This window comes from Pseudomonas sp. WOUb67 (assembly GCF_050058005.1).
GTDB lineage: Bacteria > Pseudomonadota > Gammaproteobacteria > Pseudomonadales > Pseudomonadaceae > Aquipseudomonas > Aquipseudomonas putida_R.
Genome location: NZ_CP170112.1, coordinates 2,088,687 through 2,106,377, shown reverse-complemented (window position 1 = coordinate 2,106,377; position 17,691 = coordinate 2,088,687). Strand labels below are relative to the sequence as shown.

General features: G+C 60.6%; 15 protein-coding genes. 13 read left to right on the top strand and 2 right to left on the bottom strand.

From position 1 onward, the window contains the following. Positions 1 to 93: 93 nt before the first annotated feature. From ABOC32_RS09445 to ABOC32_RS09435, 3 genes are all read left to right on the top strand, one after another. Complete coding sequence (locus ABOC32_RS09445) at positions 94 to 2,973, top strand: ribonucleoside-diphosphate reductase subunit alpha (protein ID WP_426810845.1); 2,880 nt, start codon at positions 94 to 96, stop codon at positions 2,971 to 2,973. A 677-nt stretch (positions 2,974 to 3,650) separates the two neighbouring features. Next, entirely contained in the window at positions 3,651 to 3,782 is a 132-nt protein-coding gene (locus tag ABOC32_RS09440) for a Com family DNA-binding transcriptional regulator (RefSeq protein ID WP_426810844.1), read from the top strand. Positions 3,783 to 3,846: 64 nt separating this feature from the next. Beyond that, on the top strand, positions 3,847 to 4,716 hold the full coding sequence (locus ABOC32_RS09435; protein WP_426810843.1) for a putidacin L1 family lectin-like bacteriocin: 870 nt from the start codon (positions 3,847 to 3,849) through the stop codon (positions 4,714 to 4,716). A gap of 148 nt (positions 4,717 to 4,864) precedes the next feature. Here the strand turns inward: ABOC32_RS09435 and ABOC32_RS09430 are convergent, their stop codons facing one another. Further along, complete coding sequence (locus tag ABOC32_RS09430; protein ID WP_426810842.1) at positions 4,865 to 5,164, bottom strand: hypothetical protein; 300 nt, start codon at positions 5,162 to 5,164, stop codon at positions 4,865 to 4,867. Between the two features lie 285 nt (positions 5,165 to 5,449). Here ABOC32_RS09430 and ABOC32_RS09425 point away from each other — a divergent pair, with 285 nt between their 5' ends. From ABOC32_RS09425 to ABOC32_RS09380, 10 genes are all read left to right on the top strand, one after another. Further along, on the top strand, positions 5,450 to 5,698 hold the full coding sequence (locus ABOC32_RS09425; protein WP_426811675.1) for a hypothetical protein: 249 nt from the start codon (positions 5,450 to 5,452) through the stop codon (positions 5,696 to 5,698). 491 nt (positions 5,699 to 6,189) lie between these two features. After that, positions 6,190 to 7,440, top strand: a complete 1,251-nt coding sequence (locus ABOC32_RS09420; protein ID WP_105945509.1) for a ribonucleotide-diphosphate reductase subunit beta — start codon at positions 6,190 to 6,192, stop codon at positions 7,438 to 7,440. A gap of 561 nt (positions 7,441 to 8,001) precedes the next feature. Continuing rightward, entirely contained in the window at positions 8,002 to 9,240 is a 1,239-nt protein-coding gene (locus ABOC32_RS09415; RefSeq protein ID WP_043203518.1) for an OprD family porin, read from the top strand. A 251-nt stretch (positions 9,241 to 9,491) separates the two neighbouring features. Then, positions 9,492 to 10,298 (top strand): NAD-dependent epimerase/dehydratase family protein, encoded by an 807-nt coding sequence (locus ABOC32_RS09410; RefSeq protein ID WP_426810841.1) that lies wholly within the window; start codon positions 9,492 to 9,494, stop codon positions 10,296 to 10,298. Positions 10,299 to 10,324: 26 nt separating this feature from the next. After that, the gene (locus tag ABOC32_RS09405) at positions 10,325 to 11,206 is read left to right on the top strand and encodes a glucurono-1,5-lactonase (protein WP_426810840.1); all 882 of its coding nucleotides are present in this window, start codon (positions 10,325 to 10,327) and stop codon (positions 11,204 to 11,206) included. A 64-nt stretch (positions 11,207 to 11,270) separates the two neighbouring features. Further along, the gene (locus tag ABOC32_RS09400; RefSeq protein ID WP_426810839.1) at positions 11,271 to 12,242 is read left to right on the top strand and encodes a TRAP transporter substrate-binding protein; all 972 of its coding nucleotides are present in this window, start codon (positions 11,271 to 11,273) and stop codon (positions 12,240 to 12,242) included. A gap of 66 nt (positions 12,243 to 12,308) precedes the next feature. Next, a complete protein-coding gene (locus ABOC32_RS09395) occupies positions 12,309 to 12,836 on the top strand; it encodes a TRAP transporter small permease (protein ID WP_426810838.1) in 528 nt (175 codons plus the stop codon). Next, positions 12,837 to 14,117 carry a TRAP transporter large permease gene (locus ABOC32_RS09390; RefSeq protein WP_426810837.1) on the top strand — a complete coding sequence of 427 codons (1,281 nt, stop codon included), beginning with the start codon at positions 12,837 to 12,839 and terminating at the stop codon, positions 14,115 to 14,117. Positions 14,118 to 14,290: 173 nt separating this feature from the next. Continuing rightward, complete coding sequence (locus ABOC32_RS09385) at positions 14,291 to 15,214, top strand: EamA family transporter (RefSeq protein ID WP_426810836.1); 924 nt, start codon at positions 14,291 to 14,293, stop codon at positions 15,212 to 15,214. A 24-nt stretch (positions 15,215 to 15,238) separates the two neighbouring features. Then, on the top strand, positions 15,239 to 16,108 hold the full coding sequence (locus tag ABOC32_RS09380; RefSeq protein ID WP_426810835.1) for an aldose 1-epimerase: 870 nt from the start codon (positions 15,239 to 15,241) through the stop codon (positions 16,106 to 16,108). Between the two features lie 149 nt (positions 16,109 to 16,257). Here ABOC32_RS09380 and ABOC32_RS09375 read toward each other — a convergent pair whose 3' ends face one another. Beyond that, the gene (locus ABOC32_RS09375) at positions 16,258 to 17,553 is read right to left on the bottom strand and encodes an MFS transporter (RefSeq protein ID WP_426810834.1); all 1,296 of its coding nucleotides are present in this window, start codon (positions 17,551 to 17,553) and stop codon (positions 16,258 to 16,260) included. Between the last annotated feature and the right edge of the window lie 138 nt (positions 17,554 to 17,691).

Sequence of the window (17,691 nt, the reverse complement as noted above, 5' to 3'; positions counted from 1 at the left end):
TGCGCATCCCCGCAGGGCCATCGAGCAAGTGGACGGAACGGTGGGCGCCCAAAAGGCGCCTGAACAATATAGAAACTGTGGAGACACCCACCCATGCAAACCGACACAACTCGCGAGAACCCGCAGGCCAAGGTGCCGCAGGCCGCCGATTCCAACCAGGATCTGGCCGCCACCGCCCCTGGCCAACTGCGCGTGATCAAGCGTAACGGCACTGTCGTCCCTTATACCGACGACAAGATCACCGTGGCCATCACCAAGGCGTTCCTCGCAGTTGAAGGCGGCACCGCCGCCGCTTCGTCGCGCATCCACGACACCGTCGCGCGTCTGACCGAACAGGTCACCGCCACGTTCAAGCGTCGCATGCCATCGGGTGGCACCATCCACATCGAAGAAATCCAGGACCAGGTAGAACTGGCCCTGATGCGTGCCGGCGAGCAGAAAGTTGCCCGCGACTACGTGATCTACCGCGACCAGCGCGCCAAGGAGCGTGCCACCCGCGCCAACACCGACGCCGTGGTCGAGCCGCACCCGAGCATTCGCATCACCCTGGCTGACGGCAGCCTGGCGCCGCTCGACATGGCCCGCCTGAACACCATCATCAGCGAAGCCTGCGAAGGCCTGGCCGAAGTCGATGGCGACCTGATCCAGCGCGAAACCCTGAAGAACCTGTACGACGGCGTAGCCATCAAGGACGTCAACACCGCCCTGGTGATGACCGCCCGTACCCTGGTCGAACGCGAGCCAAACTACTCGTTCGTGACCGCCCGCCTGCTGATGGACACCCTGCGTGCCGAAGGCCTGGGCTTCCTCAGCGTTGCCGACAGCGCCACCCACCACGAGATGGCTGAGCTGTACGCCAAGGCCCTGCCGGCCTACATCGCCAAAGGTATCGAGTTCGAGCTGCTGAACCCGGCCCTGGCCGACTTCGACCTGGAAAAACTGGGCAAGGCGATCAACCACGAGCGCGATCAGCAGTTCACCTACCTGGGCCTGCAGACCCTGTACGACCGTTACTTCATCCACAAGGATGGCGTGCGCTTCGAGCTGCCTCAGGTGTTCTTCATGCGTGTGGCCATGGGCCTGGCGCTGGAAGAGAAAGAAAAAGAAGCCCGTGCGATCGAGTTCTACAACCTGTTGTCGTCCTTCGACTACATGGCCTCGACCCCGACCCTGTTCAACGCCGGTACCCTGCGCCCGCAGCTGTCCAGCTGCTACCTGACCACCGTGCCAGACGACCTGTCGGGCATCTACCACGCGATCCACGACAACGCCATGCTGTCGAAATTCGCCGGTGGCCTGGGCAATGACTGGACCCCTGTGCGTGCACTGGGCTCCTACATCAAGGGCACCAACGGCAAGTCCCAGGGCGTTGTACCGTTCCTGAAAGTGGTCAACGACACCGCCGTTGCCGTCAACCAGGGTGGCAAGCGCAAGGGCGCCGTATGTGCCTACCTGGAAACCTGGCACCTGGACATCGAAGAGTTCATCGAGCTGCGCAAGAACACCGGTGATGACCGCCGTCGTACCCACGACATGAACACCGCCAACTGGATCCCTGACCTGTTCATGAAGCGTGTCTTCGATGACGGCAAGTGGACCCTGTTCTCGCCATCGGAAGTGCCAGACCTGCACGACCTGACCGGCAAGGCCTTCGAAGAGCGCTACGAGTACTACGAAGCCCTGACCGAGTACAACAAGATCAAGGTGTTCAAGACCATCCAGGCCAAAGACCTGTGGCGCAAGATGCTGTCGATGCTGTTCGAGACCGGCCACCCGTGGCTGACCTTCAAGGACCCGTGCAACCTGCGTTCGCCGCAGCAGCACGTGGGCGTGGTCCACAGCTCGAACCTGTGCACCGAGATCACCCTGAACACCAACAAGGACGAGATCGCGGTCTGCAACCTGGGCTCGATCAACCTGCCGAACCACATCGTCGACGGCAAGCTGGACACCGCCAAGCTGCAACGCACCGTGAACACCGCCGTGCGCATGCTCGACAACGTGATCGACATCAACTACTACTCGGTGCCGCAAGCGCGTAACTCGAACCTCAAGCACCGCCCGGTCGGCCTGGGCATCATGGGCTTCCAGGACGCACTGTACCTGCAGCACATCGCCTACGGCTCCGACGCTGCCGTCGAGTTCGCCGACAAGTCGATGGAAGCGGTCAGCTACTTCGCGATCCAGGCGTCCTGCGACCTGGCCGACGAGCGTGGCGCCTACGAGACCTTCCAGGGTTCGCTGTGGTCCAAGGGCATCCTGCCGCTGGATTCGCAACAGATCCTGATCGAAGCCCGTGGCCAGAAGTACATCGACGTCGACCTGAACGAGACCCTGGACTGGGCGCCGGTGCGTGCTCGCGTACAGAAAGGTATTCGTAACTCGAACATCATGGCCATCGCGCCAACCGCGACCATCGCCAACATCACCGGCGTGTCGCAGTCGATCGAGCCGACCTACCAGAACCTGTACGTGAAATCGAACCTGTCGGGCGAGTTCACCGTGATCAACCCGTACCTGGTCCGCGACCTGAAGGCCCGCGGCCTGTGGGACTCGGTCATGATCAACGACCTGAAGTACTACGACGGTTCGGTGCAGCAGATCGAGCGTATCCCGCAAGAGCTGAAAGACCTGTACGCCACCGCGTTCGAAGTCGAGACCAAGTGGATTGTCGACGCAGCCTCGCGTCGCCAGAAGTGGATCGACCAGGCTCAGTCGCTGAACCTGTACATCGCTGGCGCCTCGGGCAAGAAGCTGGACGTGACCTACCGCATGGCCTGGTACCGTGGCCTGAAAACCACCTACTACCTCCGTGCCCTGGCCGCGACCAGCACCGAGAAGTCGACCATCAACACCGGCAAGCTCAACGCCGTTTCCAGCGGTGGCGACAGCGCACCGGTCCAGGCAGCCGGCCCAGCGCCAGTGCCGAAGGCTTGCGCGATCGACGAGCCTGACTGCGAAGCCTGCCAGTAAGGCGAAAAGGGCGAGATGGATCAACTCTTCTATCGCCCTTTTGTACTGAGTCGTTTCTCCAGAAGAAGCCGGGAGGGCCATGCTCCCGGCTTCTTCTTTTGTATAATGCCTAGTCTCCTTTCTTCACGCTTCCTGCAATACCAGTCAGCGGCGTCGCTTGGGGACAGATGCCATGAATCATCCTCATCTGTGACCTAGTTCCTTTTTGCGGAATCTGAAGACCCACCCACCCCTGACATTGCGCCGGCATCAATACCGGTAAGCTCAATGCAGGTAGCACTTCCCCCCCAATACCATCGCAGTGCTCAACAATCGGCGAGCTCGAATGCGAAACCTGCCCCTTACAGAAGACCCGCTCGGCCAACATACCATCCCGATGCAACTAACGAAGGCCATGGCGTCGACCTAATTTAAGTGGACACCATTTCTGGCCACCGGCGGACTCTTCACGCACTTTCTGCACCACACCTCCAGCAGACCTTTCAATGACGGCTCAGATCAATGGAAAAGCCCCCGGCTAGTTTTGGGCTTTGTGTTGTGCGAGTGTAGAAACACAAGGCGGTTCCTGAAAGGCAATATTGCTAGGAAGACGCCAGATCGCAGATCGGACCTTAAAATCAGCCAAAATCTGCTCACGCGGGCTTGATTGTACTTAAGAAAAACGACGGCATTTGCATATGCTCAAAGATATTCGTTGCGGTAACTGCAATCGGCTTCTTGCCCGCGGGACAGCAATAACCCAACTCCAGAGCAAGTGCCCCCGTTGCGGGACGCTGAATCACGTGAAGACCTTGAGTCTCGAGTCATAGCCTCAGAGCGAGGAACGGAGCCTGCCAGCTCCTTACCCAAGAACCTAAACCTAAAGGTAAAATAATGTCACTTGATCTTCGCCCTTTCACTCAAAACGGAGCTTCAGTTCTTCCGCCAAAGACCATTTTAGGGGTTAATCAGTATCTCCAATCTCCAAACGGTCGCTACAAGCTTATATCTCAAGATGATCGAAATTTAGCTTTATACGATGGTGCCTCCACGGTGTGGATTGCCGACAAAAACTCTGCGTATTCCGATCAATTTTACCCTAAAGTCTGGAAGAAGGGCGACACTTCGCGAACCTACATTTATTATAAGTTAGCCGTATTTGATGTGGAACGACGTCGCATCTGGAATTCGATGAACACTGACATCCTATATGGTGGCAGCGTTAAAAATGCGGCTGGCCGTACCTACCTTCAACTTCAGGACGATGGCAACATGGTCATCGTGGATACTTTCCCTCTGTGGGAAATCTCGTCTTCGGTTTCCGTAAAGCCAGAGGTCCCCGCAGCACTCATCGAGCCAGGGACTATCATCAATCTTGGTGACACCTTCACAGTTGGCCAGTCTCGACTTGTCTTCCAGGGTGATGGCAATCTCGTCTTTTATGGTGAAAACGGTCGCGTCATTTGGGATTCCCGCACCGCCAATAAGGGTGCCACCTTCGCCGCGATGCAGGCAGATGGTCAGTTTGCGATTTACACCGCGAACCGTGTAGCCCTCTGGTACACCGGTACTGACGGTCACCCAGGCGCTTACGCCCGGATCCAGGAAGACGGTAGTTTCTCAATAGTCATGGACCGTGTCTGCTGGGCCCGCTTTGGCTTCACACCAAGCATCAAGCCAGTTCGAACGATGAGAAAATACGTAGGCAACCCATACACTGAGCAGTGGAAAACACGAGACTATACCTTCTGGACCTTTGGCTAGACTTTAGCGGATCACCGTTTCACAATAGGCCCATCAATTTGATGGGCCGTTTCACTTTTCTAAGGCAACCTGGTCAGCTCTTTGCAAATAGGCCACCTGGATTTGTAAAGGCTTTATGAAATCGTTCCTTTGACTCTTTGAACGACCGTCACAGCCTTTCACGAATTACATCAACCAGCCTGTTGAGCGCCCCTTCCTCATACTGGCGATCATAACAGCCAGGTTGGTTCGGCGGGGTCGCATCGCACGCAATGTTTTGAAAGTTATTGCGCCCTCCGTACGGACTGTTGAAAAAGTGAGAGCAGCCGGAGAGCAGGCATACCATTACACCGAGTACAAATCCATTCTTCATAGTTAACTCGCTATTATGTCCCTTCAGTTTGTAAATGAACGAGTCATACCGAGCATGGTAGATCTCGCGACCTTCAATCCTTGCGGAAGTGCTCATTGGCATATCGCTCCTGGGGTGGTCAGCTGGAAAAGCTTATCAGCTGCCATTAGCCTCGAATGCAGGGCGATTCTGATACGACTGTGGGATTTAGCCTTCGCGTGGTCAAGTATGGCGCTAGCGCGCGAGTTTCGAGACCACTTTGCTGGAGAATGGTGCGTGCCATCCCAGTTGAATGGTACGTCGGCGTGGTTGCACGTGGACTTGAATGGTGTAGGCGACCGCGAGACATCACAGAAGAAGTGCTGAGTCAGATGGGCACGCTGCTGGTGCACCGGCTGACCAATGACCGCGACCGAGAAGTGGTCGAACGTGCCAGTGGAGAGCTGGATCATTCCGCCGCAGCTCGGTAAAAGAACAAGATCTCTCCAGAAAGGACGCAAGCCCATGGCGCGGAAAATGGTGGCAACTCGCAAGATTGGTCGCAACGCTGAAACCGGCCGTTTCACCTCGGTCGAAGAAGCACGCAAGCAGTCCAAGGCGCACATTGTCGAAACGCTGTGCACCTGTGTGAGCGGCCCTGTGTCGCGATAGGGGTGCGAAGCGCCCCCAGGATTTCAGCTTCGCTGCATGGATCGCCGGGGCCGCTACGCGGCCCTATCGCGACACAAAGCCGCTCCTACAACGGTCGCGTCAACACCACATGATGTGTTTACGAAATAAAAACCTACAACATGTAGTGTCACCCGCTTTTTGCCGCTACACTCCTTCCCCGTAGCAAACGGCACAAGCCTGGTGAACGGACGCACGCAAAAACGGTCGAAAAAGTTACCCTCGCCCGCCAGACGCGCGCCCCGATCGAAGGCGAATTCCGGTATACTGCGCCCCCTCTGAAAAAGGGCATCTTTCAATTGTCCTGGCCCCTCCCAGAGGCCTGGCCAGGTACAAGTCAGAACACATTCAGATGTAAACGAGAGTCAGCCTCTCGAGCTGTCCATTCGCCGTTACCGGCCTTGCGTCAGGCATCACATTTTTAAAATCCAACCGGTTGCCCCAGGGCGACCCTCAAGCAGGAGCCAATCACCATGCTGAGCTGGGACGAATTCGACAAGGAAGACGGCGAAGTAGCCGCCAAAGGCAACACCCCTGCGCAGGCCGCTGCCGCCGCCACCCTCGACAAGCTCGACAGCGCCGGTGGTGCCGCCGCCCTGGAAGCTCGCGCTGCCACCGCGTCTGACTCCGAAGCCGTCAAACGTGCCAAAGCCGCCCTCGACGCCCTCGACATCGCCGAAGGCCTGGCCGAGCTGGAAGGTTCTTCTGCCCGTGTTGCGGTAGACGAAAAGCGCATGATCAACTGCCGCGCCGACCTGAACCAGCTGGTACCGTTCAAGTACGACTGGGCCTGGCAGAAGTACCTGGACGGCTGCGCCAACCACTGGATGCCGCAAGAGGTCAACATGACCGCCGACATCGCCTTGTGGAAGAGCCAGGACGGCCTGACCGAAGACGAGCGCCGCATCGTCATGCGCAACCTCGGCTTCTTCTCCACCGCCGACTCGCTGGTAGCCAACAACCTGGCCCTGGCCGTGTACCGCCTGATCACCAACCCGGAGTGCCGCCAGTACATCCTGCGCCAGGCCTTCGAAGAGGCGATCCACACCCACGCCTACCAGTACTGCATCGAGTCGCTGGGCATGGATGAAGGCGAGATCTTCAACATGTACCACGAGATCCCGTCGGTCGCTAAAAAAGCCGCCTGGGGCCTGAAGTACACCCGCGCCATCTCCGACCCGGAATTCAACACCGGTACCGTCGAAACCGACAAAGAGCTGCTGCGCAACCTGATCGCCTACTACTGCGTACTGGAAGGCATCTTCTTCTACTGCGGCTTCACCCAGATCCTGTCGATGGGCCGCCGCAACAAGATGACCGGCGTGGCCGAACAGTTCCAGTACATCCTGCGTGACGAGTCGATGCACCTGAACTTCGGTATCGACGTGATCAACCAGATCAAGATCGAGAACCCGCACCTGTGGGACGCGGCGATGAAGGAAGAAGCGACCCAGATGATCCTGCAAGGGACCCAGCTGGAGATCGAATACGCCCGTGACACCATGCCGCGCGGCGTACTGGGCATGAACGCGGCGATGATGGAGGACTACCTCAAGTTCATCGCCAACCGTCGCCTGACCCAGATTGGCCTGAAAGAAGAGTATCCGGGGACTACCAACCCGTTCCCTTGGATGAGCGAGATCATGGACTTGAAGAAAGAGAAGAACTTCTTTGAGACGCGTGTGATTGAGTATCAGACTGGTGGTGCCCTGAGCTGGGACTGATCGTCCGGGCTGAAGCATCGAGAAGGCTGCCGAATGGCAGCCTTTTTTATTGGCTGGTAAATGGCCGAATATTGCGGATGCATTGGGGCTTAGCGGGCAATTTATTGCCTGTGCTGGCCTACTCGCGGGTGAACCCGCTCCCACAGGGACCATGCAAACCGTGGAGCCTGTATACGATTACTAAGTCGTAGTATGTCTTTGCGCTGGGCATGATAGAGCCTTCACGCTTTGGTTCTCGCGTCTTTCAGCTGTAATCACCGGGCCATTATGCGTTGACAGACCACCTCCCCCTTGATGATAATCGCCCACAGTTGTACGACAACACATAACAAAAACAACAATCAGTGGACGAACTCATGTCGACACCCAATCCGCTACACCCACGTCTGTTGCACCCCCCTATTCCCCAGGCCTGCCTGCGTACAACCGCCAGTACGTAGCACCCGGTTACCGCGCATTCACCCCTGGCCCTGACCGGCCCGTTACCTACCCGCCCCTGCCGCAGGCCGCTTGCGCGTGCCCGGTGGACGGGCTGCCATACCCTTCGGGAGCACAACAATAATGAGAATCTGCCATACCCTTCCCTTCGCCCTGCTGGGTGCCGGGGTTATCGCCGGCCTGCCGGGCACCAGCCTGGCTGCGGGTTTTGTCGAGGACAGCAAGGCAACGCTCGGGCTGCGCAACTTCTATATCAACCGCAACTTCACCAACCCCGGTAACCCGCAGAGCAAGGCCGAGGAGTGGACGCAGAGCTTCATTCTCGATGCCCGCTCGGGGTTCACCGAAGGGCCAGTCGGGTTCGGCGTGGATGTGCTGGGGCTGTGGTCGGTCAAGCTCGATGGCGGCGGCGGCACATATGGCACAGCGTTGCTGCCTCGTCATGACGATGGCAAGCCGGCAGACGACTACGGGCGCCTGGCAGTGGCAGGCAAGGCACGCATCTCCAAGACCGAGCTGAAAATCGGTGAGTGGATGCCGGTGCTGCCGATTCTGCGTTCGGACGACGGGCGCTCGCTGCCGCAGACATTCCGTGGCGGGCAGGTCACCTCCAATGAAATCGCAGGGCTGACCCTGTACGGCGGCCAGTTCCGCGGCAACAGCCCGCGTAACGACGCCAGCATGGAAGACATGAGCTACGGTGGCGGCGTGTCGGACCGCTTCAACTTTGTCGGCGGCGAGTACAAGTTCAACCAGGACCGCACGCTGGTCGGGTTGTGGAATGCGGTGCTGAAGGACGTGTACCAGCAGCAGTACCTGCAACTGAGCCACAGCCAGCCGGTGGGCGACTGGACCCTGGGTGCCAACCTGGGCTACTTCCATGGCGATGAGGATGGCTCCGAACGCGCCGGGCAGCTGGACAACAAGACCTACTCGGGGATGTTCTCGGCCAAGTACGGCGGCAGCACGTTCTGGGTGGGGCTGCAGAAGGTCGATGGCGATACCTGGATGCGTGTCAACGGCACCAGTGGCGGGACCTTGGCCAACGACAGTTACAACTCCAGCTTCGACAATGCCAACGAGCGTTCGTGGCAGGTGCGTCATGACTTCAACTTTGTCACCGTCGGGGTGCCGGGGCTGACCTTGATGAACCGCTATATCAGCGGGCGTGACGTGCACACCGGGGCAGTGACCGATGGCAAGGAGTGGGTGCGGGAGACAGAGTTGGCGTATGTGATCCAGAGCGGGGCGTTCAAGGACTTGAGTGTGAAGTGGCGAAACTCGTCGATTCGGCGGGATTACAGCAACAACGAGTTTGATGAGAACCGGTTGATCTTCAATTACCCGTTGTCGCTTCTGTAACCAGCTTGACGCGGGCCCTTGTAGGAGCGGCCTTGTGTCGCGATCGGGGTGCGAAGCGCCCCCAGTATCTTGGCCTCACCGCAAAATTGCCGGGGCCGCTTTGCGGCCCTTTCGCGACACAAGGCCGCTCCTACAAGGACCGCGCATAACTTTAATCAGTCACTGAGTTGTCATTGACAACTACCAAATTGACCGCCAATAATCAGCACAGTCATACGACAACCTACAACAATTAACAACAAGAGCCGGCCATGACCCCAAATCCCCTCAATCGCCTGCTGCTCACCGGAGCCGCAGGCGGCCTGGGCAAGGTCCTTCGCGAACGCCTGCAAGGCTACGCCGAGGTCCTGCGCCTTTCCGATATCAGCCCGATGGCACCTGCTGCGGGCCCGCATGAAGAAGTGGTCACCTGCGACCTGGCCGACAAGGCTGCGGTATATGCGCTGGTAGAAGGCGTTGACGCCATCATCCACTTCGGCGGCGTGTCCACCGAGCACTCCTTCGAAGACATCCTCGGGCCTAACATCTGTGGCGTGTTCCATGTCTACGAGGCAGCACGCAAGCATGGCGTGAAACGCATCATCTTCGCCAGCTCCAACCACACCATCGGCTTCTACCGCCAGGACGAGCGCATCGACGCCCATTCCCCTCGCCGCCCCGACAGCTACTACGGGCTGTCCAAGTGCTACGGCGAGGATGTCGCCAGTTTCTACTTCGACCGCTACGGCATCGAGACCGTCAGCATTCGCATCGGCTCGTCGTTCCCGCAGCCGCAAAACCCGCGCATGCTCTGCACCTGGCTGAGCTACGACGACCTGGTGCAACTGATCGAGCGCGGGCTGTTCACGCCCGACGTTGGCCACACCATCGTCTACGGCGCCTCCGACAACCGCACCGTGTGGTGGGACAACCGCCATGCCGAGCACCTTGGCTATGTGCCCAAGGACAGCTCCGAAGCCTTCCGCGCCGCCGTGGAAGCCCAGCCGGCACCCGCCGCCGATGACCCGAGCATGGTCTACCAGGGCGGCGCGTTCGCCGTGGCCGGCCCGTTCAACTGAACCCACGCACGCCAGGAGGCACGGCCATGAACTGCGAACTGATTGTCGACGCCCGCAACGGCACCGGCGAAAGCCCTGTGTGGCACCCCAGCGAACAGGCCCTGTACTGGGTCGACATTCCCGCCCGCCAGTTGCACCGCTGGCAGGCGGCCGATGGCACGCACCAGGTCTGGCAAGGCGACGAGATGCTGGCCTGCATCGCCCGCAGTGGCCAGGGCTGGGTCGCCGGCATGGAAAGCGGGATTTTCCAGCTCCAGGCCAAGGCCGACGGTAGCCTTGATAGCCGCCTGCTCAGCAGCGTGCCGCACGCGCAGGGCGGCATGCGCTTCAACGATGGCCGCTGCGACCGCCAGGGCCGCTTCTGGGCCGGCACCATGCTGCTGGACATGCAGCAAGGTGCCCACGTGGGGGCGCTGTACCGCCATGATGGAGAAGGCCAGCTGCACCTGCAGCAAGACGGCATGATCGTGCCCAACGGCCTGGCCTTCAGCCCCGACGGCACACGCATGTACCTGTCCGACTCCCACCCCAACGTGCAAAAGGTCTGGGCCTTCGACTACGACATCGACAGCGGCACGCCGCACAACAAGCGGTTGTTCGTCGACATGCGCGGCTACCCCGGGCGCCCCGATGGCGCGGCAATCGACCAGGACGGCTGCTACTGGATCTGCGGCAACGACGCCGGCCAGGTGCACCGCTTCACCCCGGATGGCCGCCTGGACCGCTCACTGAACGTGCCGGTGAAAAAGCCGGCAATGTGCGCCTTTGGCGGCGCCAGCCTGGACACCCTGTACGTCACCTCGATTCGCCCCGCAGGCACAGACCTCAGCGACCAGCCCCTGGCTGGCGGTGTGTTTGCCCTCGAGCCTGGCACCAAGGGCCTGGAGGAACCTGCCTACCGGGGCTGACGCCCTTTGCCGCACCCACACTTGCACACACGAAACCAGATAATAAAAACCACGGAGTTTCATCATGACCCTCAAACGCAAGCTGCTCCTTGCCGCACTCCCCTTTGCCTTCAGCCTGTCCATGCCCGCCTCGGCCCTGGACATCAAGTTCGCCGAAATTCACCCGGCCGGCTACCCGACTGTGGTCGCCGAGCAGAACATGGGTAAAAAGCTGGAACAGGCCAGCAATGGCGACATCACCTTCAAGATGTTCGCCGGCGGGGTGCTGGGCTCGGAAAAGGAAGTGATCGAACAGGCGCAGATCGGTGCCGTGCAAATGACCCGTGTCAGCCTGGGGATCGTCGGGCCGGTGGTGCCGGATGTGAACGTGTTCAACATGCCGTTCGTGTTCCGCGACCATGACCACATGCGCAAGATCATCGACGGCGAGATCGGCCAGGAAATCCTCGACAAGATTACCAACTCCGATTTCAATCTGGTGGCCCTGGCCTGGATGGACGGCGGCTCGCGCAGCATCTACACGAAAAAGCCGGTACGCAGCCTGGAAGACCTCAAGGGCATGAAAATTCGCGTGCAGGGCAACCCGCTGTTCATCGACATGATGAACGCCATGGGCGGCAACGGCATCGCCATGGACACCGGGGAAATCTTCAGCGCCCTGCAAACCGGCGTGATCGATGGCGCCGAGAACAACCCGCCTACCCTGCTTGAGCACAACCACTTCCAGAGCGCCAAGTACTACACCCTGACCGGCCACCTGATCCTGCCGGAACCGGTGGTGATGTCCAAGACCACCTGGAACAATCTCAGCCCCGAGCAGCAGGCTCTGGTGAAGAAGGTCGCGCGTGAAGCGCAAATGGAAGAGCGTGTGCTGTGGGACGCGAAGTCCGCCGCCAGCGAAGAGAAGCTCAAGGCCGCGGGCGTGGAGTTCATCACTGTGGACAAGAAGCCGTTCTACGACGCCACCGCTTCGGTACGCGAAAAATACGGCGCGCCCTACGCCGACTTGATGAAGCGCATCGACGCCGTCCAGTAAACGCGGCCCCTTCCCGAACGACCTCGGCAGTGCGGTGCCCGCCGCCCTGCCGCTTTGGTGATGCCCATGAAGAACCTTTTTCTGCGTGCGAACGACACGCTGTACCGCGGCTGCATCTGGATCGCCGGCCTGTCGATCCTGACCATGTCGCTGATCATCCCCTGGGGCATCTTCGCCCGCTACGTGCTGGGCACCGGCGCCAGTTGGCCGGAGCCGGTGGCCATCCTGCTGATGGTGGTGTTCACCTTCGTCGGCGCCGCCGCCAGCTACCGGGCCGGGGCACACATGGCCGTGGCCATGATTACCGACCGCCTGCCCCCCCTGCAGCGCAAGCTGGTGGCGCTGCTGGTGCAGGTACTGATGATTCTGGTGTGCGTGTTCATGACCTACTACGGCACCAAGCTGTGCATCACCACCTGGAACCAGTTTCTGGCATCCCTGCCGGGTGTACGGGTGGGCATGACCTATGCACCGATCCCGGTCGGTGGCGTGCTGACCCTGGTGTTTGTCGTGGAAAAACTCCTGCTGGGCGACCAGAGCCACCGCAAGGTGGTGCGTTTCGACCATGCAGAAGAAAGCGAAGGAGCGGCATAAATGGATGCGTTCATTCTGTTGGGCAGTTTCATCGCACTCATCCTGCTGGGCATGCCAGTGGCCTATGCCTTGGGCCTGTCGGCGCTGATCGGCGCCTGGTGGATCGACATCCCGCTACAGGCGATGATGATCCAGGTAGCCAGTGGGGTTAACAAGTTCTCGTTGCTGGCCATTCCGTTCTTCGTGCTGGCCGGCGCGATCATGGCCGAAGGCGGCATGTCACGGCGGCTGGTGGCCTTTGCCGGGGTGCTGGTGGGTTTCGTGCGTGGTGGCCTGTCCCTGGTCAACATCATGGCCTCGACCTTCTTCGGTGCAATTTCCGGCTCGTCGGTGGCCGACACTGCCTCGGTGGGCTCGGTGCTGATCCCGGAGATGGAGCGCAAAGGCTACCCGCGTGAATTCTCCACCGCCGTAACCGTCAGTGGCTCGGTGCAAGCGCTGCTGACCCCGCCCAGCCACAACTCGGTGCTGTACTCGCTGGCGGCGGGCGGCACGGTATCCATTGCTTCGCTGTTCATGGCGGGTGTCATGCCCGGTTTGCTGCTGAGCGCGGTGATGATGGGCCTGTGCCTGATCTTCGCCAAAAAGCGCAACTACCCCAAGGGCGAAGTGATTCCGCTGCGCCAGGCCCTGAAGATCGCCGGTGAAGCGATGTGGGGCCTGATGGCCATGGTGATCATCCTCGGCGGCATCCTGTCGGGCGTGTTCACCGCGACCGAGTCGGCAGCCGTGGCGGTGGTGTGGTCATTCTTCGTGACCATGTTCATCTACCGCGACTACAAGTGGCGCGACCTGCCCAAGCTGATGCACCGCACGGTACGCACCATCTCCATCGTGATGATCCTGATCGGCTTTGCCGCCAGCTTCGGCTACGTGATGACGCTGATGCAGATCCCGTCGAAGATCACCACGGCGTTCCTGACCCTGTCGGACAACCGCTACGTGATCCTGATGTGCATCAACTTCATGCTGTTGTTGCTGGGCACGGTGATGGACATGGCGCCGCTGATCCTGATCCTTACGCCGATCCTGCTGCCGGTGATCACCGGCATCGGCGTGGACCCGGTGCACTTCGGCATGATCATGCTGGTGAACCTGGGGATCGGCTTGATCACCCCGCCGGTGGGCGCCGTGCTGTTCGTGGGCTCGGCCGTTGGCAAGGTGAGTATCGAGTCGACCGTGAAGGCGCTGCTGCCGTTCTACCTGGCGCTGTTCCTGGTGCTGATGGCGGTGACTTACATTCCGGCCATCTCCCTGTGGCTGCCTAGCGTGGTGCTTTAACTGAAATCGGGGGCCGCCTTGCGGCCCATCGCAGCGGTTCGTCGCCACGACAAGCCAGCTCCCACAGGGACCGCGCAAGGCTCAAAGGCTGCGCCATCCATGTGGGAGCTGGCTTGCCTGCGATGGGCTGCAAAGCAGCCCCCCCTGGCCCTACCTGCAAATGGATCCTGCACATGGCTGTCCCCTCCTCTGCTGCTCCCCTGTTCCCGCGCAAACTGGCAATCGCCCTGCTAGCCCTCCTGGCCTGTTCATTCGCTGGCAACCACATCGCGGCACGCATCGCCTTTGATGACGGCACCGGCGTGCTGCTGGCGATTCTCTGCCGCTCAGGCATCACCTTGCTGGTGCTGGCCTGCCTGCTGTTGTGGCAACGCCAGGCGCTGGGCCTGCCCGCTGGCACCCGGCACTGGCAGTTGCTGCTCGGCCTGCTGATCGCCACCCAAAGCCTGTGCCTGTACTCGGCGGTGGCGCGCATTCCGGTAGCCCTGGCGCTGCTGGTGGGCAACACCTTCCCGATGCTGCTGGCGCTGCTTACCTGGGCGCTGGGTGGTGCACGCCCCTCCGGCCGCACCGTGCTGTTCATGGGCCTGATCCTGTGCGGCCTGGTGCTGGCGCTGGATGTGCCGGCACGCCTGGCCGACAGTGGCGCGGCCAACCCGCACTGGGCGCTGGGGGTCAGCCTGGCCTTCGGCGCTGCCTGTGCCTTCGCCTGCGCGTTGTGGATCACCGACCACAAGCTGGCCAGCGTGCGCGGCCCTATACGCAGCCTGCTGACCTTGCTGATCGTGTTCTCCAGCATGCTGGTTGCAGGCTTCAGCGGCGTGATGCCGTCCGGCCTGTCACTGCCCGGCAGCAGCGCTGGGTGGGTGGCCTTGGCCAGCCTGGTGGTGCTGTATGGCCTGGCCTTCACCTTGCTGTTCGTGTGTGTGCCAAGGCTGAACATGGCGCAGAACGCGCCGGTGATGAACGTCGAACCCATCGCCACGCTGCTGCTGGGCTGGGCCCTGCTCGACCAGCAGCTTGGCACCCTGCAATTACTCGGCGGCGCCGTGGTGGTGTGCGGCATCGTGCTGCTCACCTACCGTCGGGCCAGTTGATTGTTCATGTGAAAGGAGCCTTGAATGGCTGTGAACGAACTGCACCTGCAAGACCGCCTGACTTGCCTGAGCCTGGCGCCGGAGCTGGGCGCCAGCCTGGTCAACTGGGAAGTGAAAGCGACCGGGCAAGCGCTGCTGCGCCATTCTGACCCGGCCGCGCTGGCCAGTGGCACCCCACGACGCCTGGCCTGTTACCCGCTGGCGCCATGGTCCAACCGCATTGCCGAGGGTGGCTTTGCCCGGCCGGAAGGCTGGCAGGCATTGGCGCCCAATACCGGCCATGACCCTTACCCGATTCATGGCAGTGCCTGGCAACAGGCCTGGCAGGTAGAACATCACAGTGAACGGCGTGCACGGTTGACGCTGGACAGTGCGGTGCCGTTTGCCTACCAGGCCACGTTGGATGTGCACCTGCAGGATGGCTGCCTGAACCTGGACTTGCATGTGACGCACCTGGAGGAACCGGCTACCTGGTATGGCTTAGGGTTGCATCCCTACTTCCCACGGTATCCCGATACCAAACTGTACGCAGTGGCGCGCAAGGTGTGGCTGGCCGAGGAAGGGCGGTTGCCGTCGTACCTGGCCGAGGTGCCTGAGCAGTGGTGTTTCAATACCATGGGGCGTTTGCCAGAGACGGTGGTCGACCATGCGTTCAGTGGCTGGCCTGGGGAATGCGTGATTGAGCAGCCCGGAGCCGGGTATCGGCTGGCGTGCAGTGCCAGCGGGGTCGAGCACTACTTGCTGTTTTGCCCGCAGGGGCAAGGTTTTTTCTGCTTTGAGCCGGTGAGCCACCCGGTCAATGCGCATCACCTTGCGGAACGGCCGGGGCTGAGGTTGTTGCAGCAGGGGGAAGTGATGAGCATGGGGTTCAGGATGCAGTATCAAGCTTTGTAATCGTGTTGCCTGAAATCGGGGCTGCTGCGCAGCCCATCGCCGGCAAGCCAGCTCCCACCCCGACCGTACAGACCTCAAGCCTTGTGCAGTACCTGTGGGAGCCTGGCTTGCCAGCGATGGGCCGCAAAGCGGCCCCAAATGCTCAAGCCTTATGCAAGTACCTCGGTCGAGCTGGCCATTGGCTTGACGGAAGACTCACCCCGCACCTCCCGCGCCACCTTCCACACCAGCACCGCCGCGACGATATCGAACGCCGCCAGCACCACGAACAGCGGGCTGTAGCCAATCTGCGTGACCAGAATGCCGAACACCAGGGTAAACACCGCCGCCCCCAGGTACCCGCACATGCCACCCATGCCGGTCGCCGTGGCCACCTGGTCTTTGCTGAACGAATCGGAGGTGATGGAGTACAACGCCCCCGACAACGTCTGGTGGGCAAACCCGCCAATGCACAGCAGCAGGATCGCCGTATACGGGCTTTCAACCAGACCGATGCAGGCCGGGCCGATCATGCAACTGGCACCGAACACCAGCACCAACTTGCGTGAGGTGAACAGCGATACCTTGAAGTAACGGTGGAATAACGGGCTGAGGTAGCCGCCCAGCACACAGCCGATGTCGGCAGCCAGGAACGGCAACCAGGCGAACATCGCGACTTCCTTGATGTTCATGTGCCGCTCGGTCATCAGGTACAGCGGAATCCAGGCGTTGAAGGTTTGCCAGGCCGGCTCGGAAAGGATCCGCGCCGAAGCGATGGCGTAGAAGTTGCGGGCCTTGAAGATGCGCTTCCACGCGCCTTTCTCGCGGCTGTCCTGTCTGAAGTGCGCTTCCTGCCCGGCCAGGATGTAGTCGCGCTCCTCATCACTCAGGCGCTTCTGGTCGCGCGGGTGCTTGTACAGCAGCATCCACAGCAGGGTCCAGACAATACCGGAGGCGCCAACAATCACGAATGCCAGCTGCCAGCCACTGTGCAGGATCGCCCACACCACCAGCGGCGGCGCCAGCAAGGCGCCAAGCGACGAGCCGATGTTGAACCAGCCGATCGCCACCGAGCGCTCCTTGGCCGGAAACCACTCGGTGGTGGCCTTGACCCCGGCCGGCAAGCCGGCGGCTTCAGTCATGCCCAGCAGCCCGCGCATGAATGCCATGCTCTGCCAGCCTGTGGCCAAGGCCGCGCCGGCGCAGGCCAGCGACCAGGCCATGGCGAACACGGCAAAGCCCAGCTTGGTGCCGATGAAGTCGATGAACCAGCCGGCAACCGGCTGCATGAGGGCGTAGCACACCTGCCAACTGGCAACGATCTTGGCGTATTGCTCGGTACTGATGGAGAGGTCGGTCATCAAGGTGGGGGCGGCCACCGAGAGGGTGTTGCGGGCGAGGTAGTTGACGACGAGCCCAGCCGTGACAAGGCTGACCATCCACCAACGGATGCCTTTCATCTTCATGGTTCACCTGAATTTCTTGTTTTTAGAGTGGCGAGCAATTGGTGCAAACGCCGGCAGGGCTATTTGCGACAAATTGTTTCAGGCGAAAGATTGCCACGTTATAGGTCATCGTACAACACTTATTATTTCTGCATGTTT